At 44.9% G+C, this 12,285-nt stretch carries 11 protein-coding genes and 1 pseudogene; 8 read left to right on the top strand and 4 right to left on the bottom strand.

The features are described from left to right. The first annotated feature begins 91 nt into the window (after positions 1 to 91). From phnD to phnE (K08M4_RS20835), 4 genes are all read left to right on the top strand, one after another. Positions 92 to 1,132, top strand: a complete 1,041-nt coding sequence (gene phnD, locus K08M4_RS20850; protein WP_041473170.1) for a phosphate/phosphite/phosphonate ABC transporter substrate-binding protein — start codon at positions 92 to 94, stop codon at positions 1,130 to 1,132. 127 nt (positions 1,133 to 1,259) lie between these two features. Beyond that, positions 1,260 to 2,030, top strand: a complete 771-nt coding sequence (phnC, locus tag K08M4_RS20845) for a phosphonate ABC transporter ATP-binding protein (protein WP_086051314.1) — start codon at positions 1,260 to 1,262, stop codon at positions 2,028 to 2,030. Next, the gene (gene phnE / locus K08M4_RS20840; protein WP_086051313.1) at positions 2,018 to 2,842 is read left to right on the top strand and encodes a phosphonate ABC transporter, permease protein PhnE; all 825 of its coding nucleotides are present in this window, start codon (positions 2,018 to 2,020) and stop codon (positions 2,840 to 2,842) included. The genes phnC and phnE (K08M4_RS20840) overlap by 13 nt, the downstream gene beginning before the upstream one ends. Further along, positions 2,842 to 3,645, top strand: coding sequence for a phosphonate ABC transporter, permease protein PhnE (gene phnE, locus K08M4_RS20835; protein WP_009846258.1), 804 nt, complete (start codon positions 2,842 to 2,844; stop codon positions 3,643 to 3,645). The genes phnE (K08M4_RS20840) and phnE (K08M4_RS20835) overlap by 1 nt, the downstream gene beginning before the upstream one ends. Before the next feature lie 152 nt (positions 3,646 to 3,797). Here the strand turns inward: phnE (K08M4_RS20835) and K08M4_RS20830 are convergent, their stop codons facing one another. The 3 genes from K08M4_RS20830 to glgC all read right to left on the bottom strand — a co-directional run bounded on the left by K08M4_RS20830 (position 3,798) and on the right by glgC (position 6,713). Further along, complete coding sequence (locus tag K08M4_RS20830) at positions 3,798 to 4,577, bottom strand: HAD-IIB family hydrolase (RefSeq protein ID WP_086051312.1); 780 nt, start codon at positions 4,575 to 4,577, stop codon at positions 3,798 to 3,800. 115 nt (positions 4,578 to 4,692) lie between these two features. Next, positions 4,693 to 5,049, bottom strand: coding sequence for a ribosome hibernation-promoting factor, HPF/YfiA family (gene hpf, locus K08M4_RS20825; protein WP_086051311.1), 357 nt, complete (start codon positions 5,047 to 5,049; stop codon positions 4,693 to 4,695). A gap of 440 nt (positions 5,050 to 5,489) precedes the next feature. Further along, on the bottom strand, positions 5,490 to 6,713 hold the full coding sequence (gene glgC, locus K08M4_RS20820) for a glucose-1-phosphate adenylyltransferase (RefSeq protein ID WP_086051525.1): 1,224 nt from the start codon (positions 6,711 to 6,713) through the stop codon (positions 5,490 to 5,492). 180 nt (positions 6,714 to 6,893) lie between these two features. On the opposite strand from glgC, the pseudogene K08M4_RS20815 reads away from it, so the two are divergent. The 3 genes and pseudogenes from K08M4_RS20815 to K08M4_RS20805 all read left to right on the top strand — a co-directional run. Beyond that, a pseudogene (locus tag K08M4_RS20815) lies at positions 6,894 to 7,047 on the top strand (OmpW family outer membrane protein); the annotation flags it as partial. A 212-nt stretch (positions 7,048 to 7,259) separates the two neighbouring features. Next, positions 7,260 to 8,192, top strand: a complete 933-nt coding sequence (locus K08M4_RS20810) for a TAXI family TRAP transporter solute-binding subunit (protein ID WP_086051310.1) — start codon at positions 7,260 to 7,262, stop codon at positions 8,190 to 8,192. A gap of 73 nt (positions 8,193 to 8,265) precedes the next feature. Next, the gene (locus K08M4_RS20805) at positions 8,266 to 10,179 is read left to right on the top strand and encodes a TRAP transporter permease (RefSeq protein ID WP_086051309.1); all 1,914 of its coding nucleotides are present in this window, start codon (positions 8,266 to 8,268) and stop codon (positions 10,177 to 10,179) included. Between the two features lie 111 nt (positions 10,180 to 10,290). Here the strand turns inward: K08M4_RS20805 and K08M4_RS20800 are convergent, their stop codons facing one another. Then, positions 10,291 to 11,010 carry an SDR family oxidoreductase gene (locus K08M4_RS20800; protein ID WP_010433036.1) on the bottom strand — a complete coding sequence of 240 codons (720 nt, stop codon included), beginning with the start codon at positions 11,008 to 11,010 and terminating at the stop codon, positions 10,291 to 10,293. A gap of 242 nt (positions 11,011 to 11,252) precedes the next feature. On the opposite strand from K08M4_RS20800, the gene K08M4_RS20795 reads away from it, so the two are divergent. Then, the gene (locus tag K08M4_RS20795) at positions 11,253 to 12,158 is read left to right on the top strand and encodes a LysR family transcriptional regulator (RefSeq protein WP_086051308.1); all 906 of its coding nucleotides are present in this window, start codon (positions 11,253 to 11,255) and stop codon (positions 12,156 to 12,158) included. The last annotated feature ends 127 nt before the right edge of the window (positions 12,159 to 12,285 follow it).

Below are 12,285 nucleotides of genomic sequence, written 5' to 3'. Positions count from 1 at the left end.
TAAGTTGTTGAAATTAAATAAATTAAAAGGTGGCACAAAGGCTGCAATAGTGAAGGTGACTTTCAACAATAAGTAAAAGTAAGGTTTGAATATGAAAATCAGTGTTAAAGGACTGTTAATCGCTAGCTCATTACTACTTCCTTCAATGGCTATGGCAAGCGACTGCTCTAGTCGTGGTGTGTTAGACGATCGATACTGTGATGAAAACCAAGATTTGGTCGCCGATTCACCCAAGAACCCAGATGAGTGGAATGACCCAAGTACGCTTGTGTTTACTTACACGCCAGTAGAAGACCCTGCGTTGTACAAAGATGCGTTTGCGGATTTCCAAGCTCACCTAAGTAAAATCACGGGTAAGCGAGTGATTTACTACACAGTTCACTCGAACTCTGCGCAAGTAGAAGCGATGCGTTCTGGTCGACTGCATGTTGCTGGTTTTTCTACGGGCCCAACAGGCTACGCAGTTAACTTAGCAGGTTACGTTCCAATTGCGGTGAAGGGCGATGAGTCTGGCTTCCAAGGCTATAACCTAATCACGATTGTTCGTAAAGACAGCGGCATTAACAAAATGACTGATCTGAAAGGCAAAAAGGTTGCACACACTTCTGCATCTTCCAACTCTGGCAACCTAGCTCCACGTGCGTTATTCCCTGCGAAAGGCCTAGTGCCAGATGAAGATTACAAAGTGCTTTACTCAGGTAAGCATGACCAATCGATTCTAGGCGTCTTCAATGGAGATTATGACGCAGCACCTGTGGCATCGGACGTGTACGATCGTATGGTAGCAGCAGGTCGTGTTGACGATTCTGAACTGAAGATCATCTACCGTAGCCCACGCTTCCCAACGTCTGCGTTTGGCTATGCTTACAACCTAAAACCAGAACTGGTTGAGAAGATCAACGAAGCTTTCTTTAGCTACCGCTTTACACCAGAAATGAGCGCATCGTTTAAAGGTGCCGACCGTTTCTCGCCAATCAGCTACAAAGAAGAGTGGGATGTGATTCGTGATATCGCTCATGCGACAGGTACGGCTTACACCAAAACTGGCTTGAAGAAATTGGCTGAAAAAGATGCGGCTAAACGCGCAAAGAAAAAAGCCGCTGAGTTAGCAAAGCAAGCAAACAACGGCTAATTCTTTTTTATTAGAAGACTAAGTTTTCGAAAGGCTTAGTTCTTTAAAAACACCTACTTCAACTAAAAATCTATGCCCTCGCGGGTAGGGCATAGATCATTCTAAAATTCGCACAAGGAAATGCAGTATGGCCGTAGCAAGCTATGAAGGAATAAAGATAAACAACCTTTTCCACGAATATGTGGCAGGCAAGCCAATCCTTAAAGGCATTAATATTGATATTGATGAGCCAGGCATCATCGCGATCATTGGTCCATCTGGTACAGGTAAAAGTACGCTTCTGCGCTGCATCAACCGACTCAACGATCCAAGCCAAGGTGAGATCATATTTGATGGCGCAGACCTGACTCAACTAAAAGGCCAAGAGCTACGTAAACAGCGTCGACATATCGGTATGGTGTTTCAAGAATATAACCTTGTCGAACGTTTAACGGTTATCGAGAACGTGTTGAGTGGCCGTTTGGGTTACATGACCGCTTGGAATGCATGGCGTCGCAACTACTCTGCGCAAGACCTAGCAAAAGCGTTCGAGTTACTTGAATTTGTTGGCCTGCAAGACTTTGCTAACCAACGTGCCGACAGTTTGTCAGGCGGCCAAAGACAGCGTGTCGGTATCGCTCGCGCCGTTATGCAAGACCCATATATCTTATTGGCGGATGAACCGACGTCATCACTCGACCCGAAAACAGCGGTTGAGATCATGGAGTTGATGGAGACATTCGCAGAACAGAAAAACATTCCCGTGTTGGTGAATATCCACGATGTGAACTTAGCCAAGCGGTATGCCAAGCGCATCATCGGCATGTGTAACGGTAAAGTGCATTATGACGGTAGCCCTGAAGGTATTTCAGAAGAAGATCTGAAAATTATTTATGGGGGTGAGTCATGGCTGGATTAAATCCAAGCTCGTCGCCAAGCGTTCCATCAAGCACATCGCCAGCGAAGCATGAAAATCCGTTCAAAACCTCATGGACTAACCGTGCAATTATCGCTGCAATTATTGGCTACCTGTTTTACAGCTTTGCGACGTTAGGACTGACCTTTGATCGTTTGGTCATCGGTTTTGGTGAAAGTGAGCGGTTACTATCAAGAATGTTCCCGCCTGATTTCTCGCGTACTAACCTACTGCTAAGTGGCTTAGCGGAGAGCTTACAGATAGCGATCATTTCGAGTTTCTTCGGCATCGTCATCTCATTGTTTCTTGGCTTACTTGCTGCAAGAAACATGATGCCTTCGATTGTATCGACACCTATTCGTGGCTTCATCGCACTGTGTCGTTCTTTCCACCCAGTGATCATCGCAATTCTATTCGTGAAAGCGGTCGGCTTTGGTGCCCTTGCGGGGATCCTGACTTTAGTATTTGCATCGATTGGTTTCATCGCCAAGTTGTTTGCAGAAGCGATTGAAGAGATCTCTTTTAAACCGGTTGAAGCGATTAAAGCAACGGGGGCGAGCTTTGTCAGCGTCATTCTGTACGCGGTTATGCCACAGGTATTTACTCGTTTCATTGGCTTTGCTAGCTACCAATTGGACTCAAACTTGCGTAACTCAACCATGGTTGGCATCGTGGGTGCGGGTGGTCTTGGCGGTACGCTTTTCTCAGCATTCCAACGTTTTGATTACGACTTTGTCGCCGCTATTTTGATCACCATTATCGCATTGATTCTTGTGGGTGAATTTCTTTCCAACATTGTTAGGAGAATCTTCTAATGACAACTGCATCTATCGATAGAGAGTGGCAGCGTTTTACACCCAACGAACGTGTGGCTCGATTTGCTGTTTACCTTAGCCTTGTGTGTGCGATTGTTTGGTCTTGGCAAACCGTTGAAGTGATTCCTGAGTTTCTATACGACGCGCCAGCGCAGTTTGCCGACATGTTCGAGCGTATGGTGCCAATGGATTACGCGTTCTATCCTGAGTCGATTCACGCAGCGATGATTGAGACACTGCACATCGCGACGTTAGGTACCTTGTTTACCTTGGTATTTGCTATCCCTTTGGCGCTGATGAACGCGCCAAATATCACTCCGAATAAAGCTTTGAATTGGATTGCTCAATTCTTTCTCGTGTCTTCACGTTCTGTGAACTCATTGGTTTGGGCATTGCTGTTCATCGCACTTTTTGGCCCCGGTGTTCTCGCAGGCATTATGGCAATTGCTATTCGTAGTATCGGCTTTGTAGGGAAGCTGTTAGCGGAAGCAATCGCTGAAGTGAACATGGGGCCTATTGAAGCTTTACGCGCGACAGGCGCTTCTTGGATGAGCGTTTTACTTAAAGGTTATTGGCCACAAGTAATGCCTGCGTTCTATTCCATCGTGCTGTTCCGTTGGGACATCAATGTACGTGAATCTGCGGTATTGGGGTTAGTGGGCGCTGGTGGTATTGGCGTGGTGCTAAACGATGCGCAAAACCTTTTTGAGTGGCAGAAAGTATCAATGGTGTTGGTGAGTATCTTCGCAGTGGTAATCGTTGCAGAAGCGGTGGTGATCCACATCCGTAATAAACTCATATAGACAATATGTTGTGTGAAAGTTCAGAGCTTATCTAGCATTTTGAAGCTCAAACGACCCTAGGTACTTCGGTCTACCTAGCGGTCGTTTTTTTATGTCTATTGAGTGGCCTGAGACCTTGTTAGAAGTAGAAGGGCGTGACTCTTTTTAAGTGTCTAGCTTTTAACTGCCAGCAGCGCATCCACAAATTCTGCAAACCCATAGCCACCCGGCTGCAACATCACCTGACTTGGATGATGATCTAACTTATCCCAATAATGCTGAATGTTTGCCACGCCAACGGTGAGTGGTAGTGATTCGAACATCTGTTGATCATTCATTGAATCGCCGACATAACATGCTTGCTTGTGGATTTGTTCAAGCGATAGGCCTTTATTAGCCAGAAAACGATGTACTGCGTTTTTCTTTGAGTGCTCGCCATACCAAGCATTGATATGAATCGAACTTGCCGTCGCGTGTGCGCCTAAAGCGTGTATTCTTTCGAGTACCGCTTGAACAGTTTCAGGGTCAACAGGTTCACGGTTTTGGCCGATATCAATCGCGACCTCACACAAACGGTAAGATTGGTCCAGAGTTAGGGATAGATCTGGGTAACTCGCCAAGATCGCTTCAACTTGTTGTTTTAGCTTGGTTTGGCTCTGGCGCACTTGCTCTAGTGGTGTTTCCGATGAAAGCTGTAATGCACCATCTTGTTTCTCTAATAAGAAGGCGCCGTTCTCTCCAAGCACGGCATCGACAGGCCATAGTTGTGCAATATGATCACACCAACCCGCACAAGCTCCAGTCACCGCGACCACTTTGATTCCATTGTCTCTTAGCTTTTGTAACGCAATCAAGGTTTCAGGAGGGAGTGAACCTTGCCAAGTAAGCGTGTCATCGACGTCGGTTAATACCCAGTTGATGTGTTGCCAGTTATTGCCTAGTTGGTGTTCCATCTAAAAACTCACTATTCCATTGATTGATGTGTAGATCGAAAAAGCCAGCAACGTGTGCTGGCTTTGTAATTCTTGTGCACTTTTATTCGTTAGTGCGCTTCAACTATGAGTCGAGTTATACCAATTTCATCTCTTGGATGATGTCTGAAGCAATTTCTGGCTTCGTGCTCGTTGGTTTCTCGTGTAAGTCTGATTTCAATTGTCCCTTACGGTTACTTAGGCCTGCTTCAAGTTTCTTGAGTGCTGAAGCGATAGCTGGATACATAACGTCATCTGTAGCTTTTGCGTTTACACGTACACCTTCGTAGTTGGTGAACACTTCAACCTGGTGTTGACCATGTTCTTTTGTGATGATGATGTCGCAGCTGATCAGTGATGGGAAATGGTTCGATATCTTCTCGAATTTACTTTCGATGTCTTTGCGTGACTCGTCGTTAATTGATACGTGATGTGTTTGAACATTTATTTTCATAAATCATACCTTTCCAATGACTGTGTCATTTAAACGTAGCAAACATCGGTTAGTTTAACCAACTGCGAAATAGCACATGTGTGATTCACTTCAGTGTTATCAAATAATCTCCCTTTACTCCCTTGAAAGTCCGAAGAACTGATCGCATATTATGTTTCGTGTTTTCAATACATGTTCAAAAATACCTCACTCGCGAAGCATTCCTCTAATCTACCTTGCCAGCCTAGGTTTTATCGCCTTAACCAAACGTCAGCTCAAATACTTATTCTAGTTTAAGTTTTAAAATTATTGCTAGTTTGATGCCGATAATGCTTTCTTTTTAAATCACTGTGGTTGATATAAAAAGTGTGGTTTTTATAAAAAGCAAAGCTCCGTTAACGCGACTATTGAATAAGGCAGCTCTGGGCTGCCTTTATAGCGCCATCAGGTGTTAGTGATAGCTATGACTCTTCAAATTGGTAAGAAGAGGGCACCACAATCACGCCTTTTTTCGATATGTGAAAGCGTTTAGTGTCGGCAAGCCTATCAATGCCGATTTGGGTGCCATCTGGCACTTTGACGTTCTTATCTATGATGCAGTTTTGAATGTGACAATTTTTTCCAATCTCAACATCTTCAAACAGAATGCTATCAATCACAATTGCGGCATTGCTGACTTTCACTTTAGGGAAGAAGATAGAGTTTTGCGCCGAACCTCCTTCAATCACCACCCCATTCGCTATCATTGAGTTGATGAATATTCCTTGGTTTCCCTCTACAGAAGCAATGGTTCGCGCTGGCGGAAGTTGCGGTTCGTAGGTTCGAATCGCCCAATCTGGTTGGTATAAATCGATAGGTGAGGCGGGCTTTAATAAGTCCATATTGGATTGGTAATAAGAGTCGATCGTGCCCACATCTCTCCAGTACGCATCTTGGGTCACTCGGCCTTCTTCATCACCAAACTTGTATGCGTAAACACTGTTGTTACCGACCAATTTAGGAATGATGTCTTTACCGAAATCATGGCTTGAGTTCGGATCTTCGGCATCCGCCAGTAGCGCTTGTGTTAACACCTCTTTATCAAAGACGTAAATGCCCATTGAAGCCATGCTTCGAGTCGGTCTACCGGGGACACATGCAGGGTAACGTGGCTTTTCAGTAAAGTTATTGATCTCTAGAGATCCGTCTATCTCCATCACACCAAACTCTTTGGCCTCATCAATCGAAACCTCCATGCACGCAACGGTTAGATCGGCCTCGTTCTTTTTGTGCTGTTTGAGCATTGGCGCGTAATCCATGCGATAGATATGGTCGCCGGATAACACCACCACATGCTTAGCTTCACTACGAGAAAGCAGATACAAGTTTTGATAGATGGCATCGGCTGTACCGCTATACCAGCTATCACCGGTTCGCATTTGTGGGGGAACATTGGTGATGTATTCGCCGAGCTCGGGGTTAAGCACCGACCAACCATCTCTTAAATGTTTTTGCAAAGAGTGAGACTTGTACTGAGTCAGCACCAAAATTTGGCGTAGCCCAGAGTGTAAACAGTTCGCGAGCGTGAAATCGATGATTCGATATTTACCGCCAAAAGGTACCGCAGGCTTTGCTCGGTTATCGGTGAGGGGAGAAAGCCGAGAGCCAACACCGCCGGCCAGAACGATTGTTAGAGTGTCTTGCATGGTCAGAACCTCAATGTATTTATGATTATGAACATAGACTTGCAAGCGCTGAGCCAAATGTAACTCATTGAATATTAAACGAGATGAGAATGAAATCTGCGAGATTGCACCAAGTTGATGCGTACGAGGTGTTGGCTTGCTCTATTTTGATCCAAATAGATCCGGGCAAGGTGAAGGGGTCACATGATCAACGATGATTGGTTTTTAAACGCATCCGCCAGGTACGCAGACATTGATACTACAGCCAAGTACAGGGCTGGTGGGGAAACAGCACTCAACAGACGTTGATATTGACCCATGGGTATTCATGAGCAGTGGTGGTTATAACTTCTAATCAACATCTTCCGTTTATTAAAAACGCTCAAGCACCAACTAGCTTGGGTGCTTTTTTATTGATAAGTGATCAATTTAACACTTGCTTCACAATTGCATAGTATTTAATTGCACAATATTCGATCGCATGTAATGTTTGAACGGCTCAAAAAATGAACAGAAAATAAAGCTTGTAGTTAGGTGTCTATCTAATTACGGTTAATAATCAAGGAGATGATTGTGCTTAAACGTAACTTATTAGTCGCTTTACTCGCGATTCTGCCTACGATGGCAAGTGCAGAAAACTATTCAATCGGTACAGGTGGTCAAAGTGGTATCTACTACCCATTCGGTGGCGCATTGGCTAAAGTCTGGTCTGAAAACGTATCGGATGTGAATGCAAAAGCCGAAGTGACAGCAGCGTCTGTCGAGAACACCATTAAGGTCGTGCGTGGCGATATGATCGCCGGTATTGCTATGGGTAACGTGGTTCTGGATGCCTACAATGGCGAAGGAAAATTTCCTAAGAAAATGCCAGTAAAAACGCTGTTTGCTCTGTATCCAAATCTAGTTCACACCATTACTCTCAAAAACTCTGGAATTGACTCATTATCGCAACTCAAAGGTAAACGTGTTTCCCTTGGCGCTCCTGCTAGTGGTACGGCAGTAACATCTGCAGCACTACTTGAGTCGATGGGTATCGATGTGAAAGAAGATATTGATGCGGTTTACCTTAACTATTCCGAAACCACTAATGCTTTGGCAAACGGTCAAATCGATGTGGGTTTCATTGTTGGTGGCCAAGGTGTTGGCGCGGTAACACAGATTGCGTTAACTCACGACGTTAAGGTGATTTCTATCTCTGAACAAGAGAGTGCCAACTTCATGAAGCAATACCCAGCCTACAGTGCTTACGACATCCCAGCCGGTGTTTACAATAAGGTTGATCCAGTATCGACACTTAGTGTTTGGAACGTATTGGTGGTTAATGCCAACATGAGTGATGACATGGCATACAATCTTACTAAAGCCGCTTTTGAGAACATTGGTGATATTCGTAAAGTCGTGAAAATGGCTGAAATGACCACTCCAGAGAATGCTTCTCGACTGCAAGGCGTTCCTATTCATGCAGGTGCTCAGAAGTACCTAGATTCGGTAAGCAAGTAACGCTTCTACCTCAGGGTAAGTGAAATCTCACTTACCCTTTTTAGCAATTCGTTCTTATCCAGTAGGCATTAATATGGATATTACCCCTGATAATCAAAACGTGTCACCTCAGCTTTTACCCTATGAGAAACTCGTGAAAACAATGGGCTACTTGACTCTAATTGTTGCCGTAGCACTATCGGCTTTTCAGATATGGCAAGGCGTGAGTTCAACGATCTCAGCAACCTACTTTAGACCTATCCATTTATGTTGGGTACTGGTCTTGATCTTCCTTCATTATCCATTGGTCTCTAACCGAAAGAATAAGCTTTTTATTTTTGGCAAGTTGATCGATGTGATCTTGTGTGCCGTGGTGGTATTTGCTGGCTACCGATTATGGATATTCGATTATAACGACATCAATCATCTATTTTATGGGCTTCAATTTGCCGACATGTTTGCAGGTAGTGCTTTGTTGGTACTGCTTTTAGAAGGGTGTCGACGCACCGTTGGCTGGGTGATGGTGTTCATCGCAGCGTTGTTCCTTGCGTATAGTGCGTTCGGTGACATGCTGCCAAGTGGTTTTTCGATTAAGGCTTATACGCTACAGGAGTTGATTCAATTCCAGATTTATTCAGCTAATGGTGTATTTGGTTCTGCGTTAGGGATTGCTGCGACAACGGTATTCATCTTTGTGTTGTTTGGTGCATTTCTAGAGGTGACTGGCGCCGGTAAGTTCTTTATCGATCTCGCTTTCTCCATCGCGGGTAAATACCGTGGCGGTCCTGCGAAAGCCGCGGTATTGGCATCGGCAGGTTTGGGATCTATTTCCGGTTCTGCGATAGCGAATACGGTGACCACAGGTTCGATTACTATTCCTATGATGAAGAAGCTCGGTTATAAACCAGAGCAAGCCGCAGGTATTGAAGCTGCTGCCTCAACGGGTGGGCAAATTATGCCACCAATTATGGGGGCTGGTGCGTTCGTTATGGCGCAATTTACTGGTGTGCCTTACAGCGAAATCATGATCGCATCGATTGCTCCAGCTATTTTGTATTTCTTCTGTACTCTGCTTTACGTTCATCTAATGGCGTGCAAGCTGAACCTCAAAGCAGTAAGCAAAACAGAAGCAGTGATTGCGGTGATGAAAGATGGCGCTCACCACCTGATTCCGTTGATTCTGATCACCGTACTCTTAATGATGGCTTACTCACCCTTACTAGTTGGTGTCGCGGGTTGCAGTGCAATTCTACTAACCGCGGCGCTGCGTAAACACAGCCGAGTCGGATTGAAGAAGTTCATTGAAGGGATGAAAAATGGTGCACTGATGGCGTTGCCGATCTCTGCAGCCTGTGGTGCGGCAGGTATTATTGTTGGTGTGGTAGGGCAAACAGGTATCGGTTTGCAGTTTACTCAGTTTGTGATGGACTTCTCTGGTGGCTACATGCTTATTGCATTGGGCTTAATCAGTTTAGTGGCTTTAATTTTGGGGATGGGCTTACCCGTAACAGCGGCGTATATTGTGTTGGCGGTTATGGCTGTGCCAATGCTAAGCGACTTTGGCTTACCATTGTTAACTGCTCACCTTATCGTATTTTGGCTGTCTCAAACCTCGAACGTAACGCCACCTATTGCCTTGGCTGCTTTTGCTGGGGCAGGAGTGGCGAATGCGAACCCAATGAAATCTTCGGTAGAAGCGTTCAAGTTGGCGGGTGGTCTGTTCATCATCCCAATTATGATGGCATACACAAGCCTTGTGAACCCGGACGACGGAATGCCTGCGCTGCTTTTGTCAATCATCCAGACGCTGACTATTATTGTCGCGATAGCGATCGCAATTGAAGGGTATTTGATTCGTTCACTGAGCATGGTTGAGCGTTTAGCCGCACTAATAGCCATTCCACTGCTGCTACTTAATCCATTCGGGATAGGACCTTTGGGTATTGTCATTATTGTCGCACTGATTGTGACTCAATGGCGTGGTCGCGAGGTCGTAAAACAAACCTAGTGTTTATTGAGTTCGGACAAAAGAAAAAAGGGATCGTTACTATTTCTAGTAAGGGTCCCTTTCTTTATACGTCAATTAAACGCAGACGCTATGCAAGTTAATCACTGAAGCTTATGGCTGTTGCTTAGTTGGTGCTAGAGCGATTTCACGGATACATACGTTCTGTGGTTGTTGGTAAGCGAATGATACCGCGCGAGCAATATCGTCAGCTGCCAATACGCCGCCCATATCTTCTTTCCAAGAGTCGTAACCATCTTTGATTTCTTGAGATGTTGTGTGAGACAGAAGTTCAGTCTCTACAGCACCCGGTGCAATTGTAGTAACACGAACGTTTGAAGCGGCAACTTCTTCACGAACGTTTTCAGAAATAGCGTGAACCGCGAACTTAGTACCACAGTAAGCTGCATGGCTTGGGAATGTTTTCTTACCCGCGATAGAGCTGATGTTGATGATAGTACCTGTGTTGCGTTCCATCATCGGAGCAAGTACAGACTGCATGCCGTTTAAAAGACCAATTACGTTCACGTCGAACATTGTCTTCCACTCTTGCGCATCTTGAGTATCGATTTGACCAAGAAGCATTGCACCAGCGTTGTTGATAAGCGCATCTACAGGGCCAAATTTCGCTTCACCTTGTGCGATTGCTGCATCAAAAGACGCTTTGTCTGTTACGTCTACTTTCACAGATAGAGAGTTTGGTAGGTTAAGCGCTTCAAGGCGGTCAACACGACGAGCTAAAAGTAGCAGAGGGTGGCCTTCATCGCTTAGACGACGAGCGATTGCTTCACCAATACCAGAGCTTGCACCTGTAATTACGATTAGTTTTTTCATTTTATTTCCTCTGTACTTTTATTGCGTCGGTTGGCTACGACGTGTTGTTTTAGTGCATTCGAATCAAGTGTTTGTTGCCTTGCTTCGTTGCGATGGAGGTATATTAAGGAAAATATCATTGTTGATATATAGCGCTTTACTTGAAACACTGTTGCTGTGGTGCAACAATAAAGGTGTTCACTTTATAGCGTCATAACTCTTTAGCTTCATCACTTTTAAATTTCACAAGTAAGCTGGCGACCATGCTCAATCAAATTAACCTGTCTGACATTCGTTCTTTCGTTCTTATCGCTCGTTTAGGTAATTTCACCAAAGCGGCGGAGGAGCTTGATGTGTCGCGCTCCCACGTGTCACGCCAAGTCAGTAGCTTAGAAAAACAGATGGGAGTGACGTTGTTTATCCGCACTACTCGAACTTTAAGGCTGACTCATGCAGGGCAAGATCTGTACGCGAGATGTGAACAAGCCTTAGATAATATAGACCAAGCTCTGATTGCTGCTGTGGACGATGTCGAAGAAGTACGTGGCGACATAAAAGTAAACTGTGTCGGTGGTTATCTTGGTGAAGTGATCATCGCGGATCTAGTGAATGAGTTCATGCAGCTCTACCCAGATATCAGTATTAGTCTTGATTTCAGTAGCAACCGAGTCGATTTGATTGAAGATGCGTTTGATATTGCTTTTCGAATGGGAAGCTTAGAAGACGCGGGCTTTATCGCAAGAAAGCTTTTAGACATTGAGATGGGAACACTTGCGAGCCCTGAGTATTTCGCTCGCAAAGGGAAGCCAAATCATCCTAAAGATCTAATCCACCATGACTGCTTAACCGGTTCGGTGCGTAAGTGGAGCTTTCACGCTGTGGACGACACCAAGAAAACGGTCGATGTGCATGTGACGGGTAGGCTGCAATGTAAAAACGGTCGAGTGTTGGTGCAGGGCGCGAAGTCGGGCAACGGAATTATTCGTGTACCAACTATCTATTGCTTACAAGAACTCAATGACGGACAACTAGTGCAAGTGTTTGATGAGTGGGTGGTGCCGAAAGTGGACTTTTCAGCGATCTACCATCGAGACCGCTATCAACCAAGCCGAATCCGAACCTTCATTGATTTTGTGAAAGGACGTTTTGAGCAAATGCCGGTTAGCTGATACTTTGCAGTTAATAGTTAATAGTTAATAGTTAATATGTCGAAGCCAATAGGGCGAGAGTTAATGTTAGAAAGGTATCATCAAGTGCCACGACAATTACGCAGAATAAAGGCATAACGATAACAAG

This window comes from Vibrio syngnathi, assembly GCF_002119525.1.
GTDB classification, from domain to species: domain Bacteria; phylum Pseudomonadota; class Gammaproteobacteria; order Enterobacterales; family Vibrionaceae; genus Vibrio; species Vibrio syngnathi.
Note: the sequence above shows the minus strand (reverse complement) of the source record. Positions and strands in the feature narration are given on the sequence as shown.

What these genes read in the sequence shown, in the direction of transcription:
- phnD (WP_041473170.1), top strand. Translation starts at nt 92, where the DNA reads ATGAAAATCAGTGTTAAAGGACTGTTAATCGCTAGCTCATTACTACTT.
- phnC (WP_086051314.1), top strand. Translation starts at nt 1,260, where the DNA reads ATGGCCGTAGCAAGCTATGAAGGAATAAAGATAAACAACCTTTTCCAC.
- phnE (WP_086051313.1), top strand. Translation starts at nt 2,018, where the DNA reads ATGGCTGGATTAAATCCAAGCTCGTCGCCAAGCGTTCCATCAAGCACA.
- phnE (WP_009846258.1), top strand. Translation starts at nt 2,842, where the DNA reads ATGACAACTGCATCTATCGATAGAGAGTGGCAGCGTTTTACACCCAAC.
- K08M4_RS20830 (WP_086051312.1), bottom strand. Translation starts at nt 4,577, where the DNA reads ATGGAACACCAACTAGGCAATAACTGGCAACACATCAACTGGGTATTA.
- hpf (WP_086051311.1), bottom strand. Translation starts at nt 5,049, where the DNA reads ATGAAAATAAATGTTCAAACACATCACGTATCAATTAACGACGAGTCA.
- glgC (WP_086051525.1), bottom strand. Translation starts at nt 6,713, where the DNA reads ATGCAAGACACTCTAACAATCGTTCTGGCCGGCGGTGTTGGCTCTCGG.
- K08M4_RS20810 (WP_086051310.1), top strand. Translation starts at nt 7,260, where the DNA reads ATGATTGTGCTTAAACGTAACTTATTAGTCGCTTTACTCGCGATTCTG.
- K08M4_RS20805 (WP_086051309.1), top strand. Translation starts at nt 8,266, where the DNA reads ATGGATATTACCCCTGATAATCAAAACGTGTCACCTCAGCTTTTACCC.
- K08M4_RS20800 (WP_010433036.1), bottom strand. Translation starts at nt 11,010, where the DNA reads ATGAAAAAACTAATCGTAATTACAGGTGCAAGCTCTGGTATTGGTGAA.
- K08M4_RS20795 (WP_086051308.1), top strand. Translation starts at nt 11,253, where the DNA reads ATGCTCAATCAAATTAACCTGTCTGACATTCGTTCTTTCGTTCTTATC.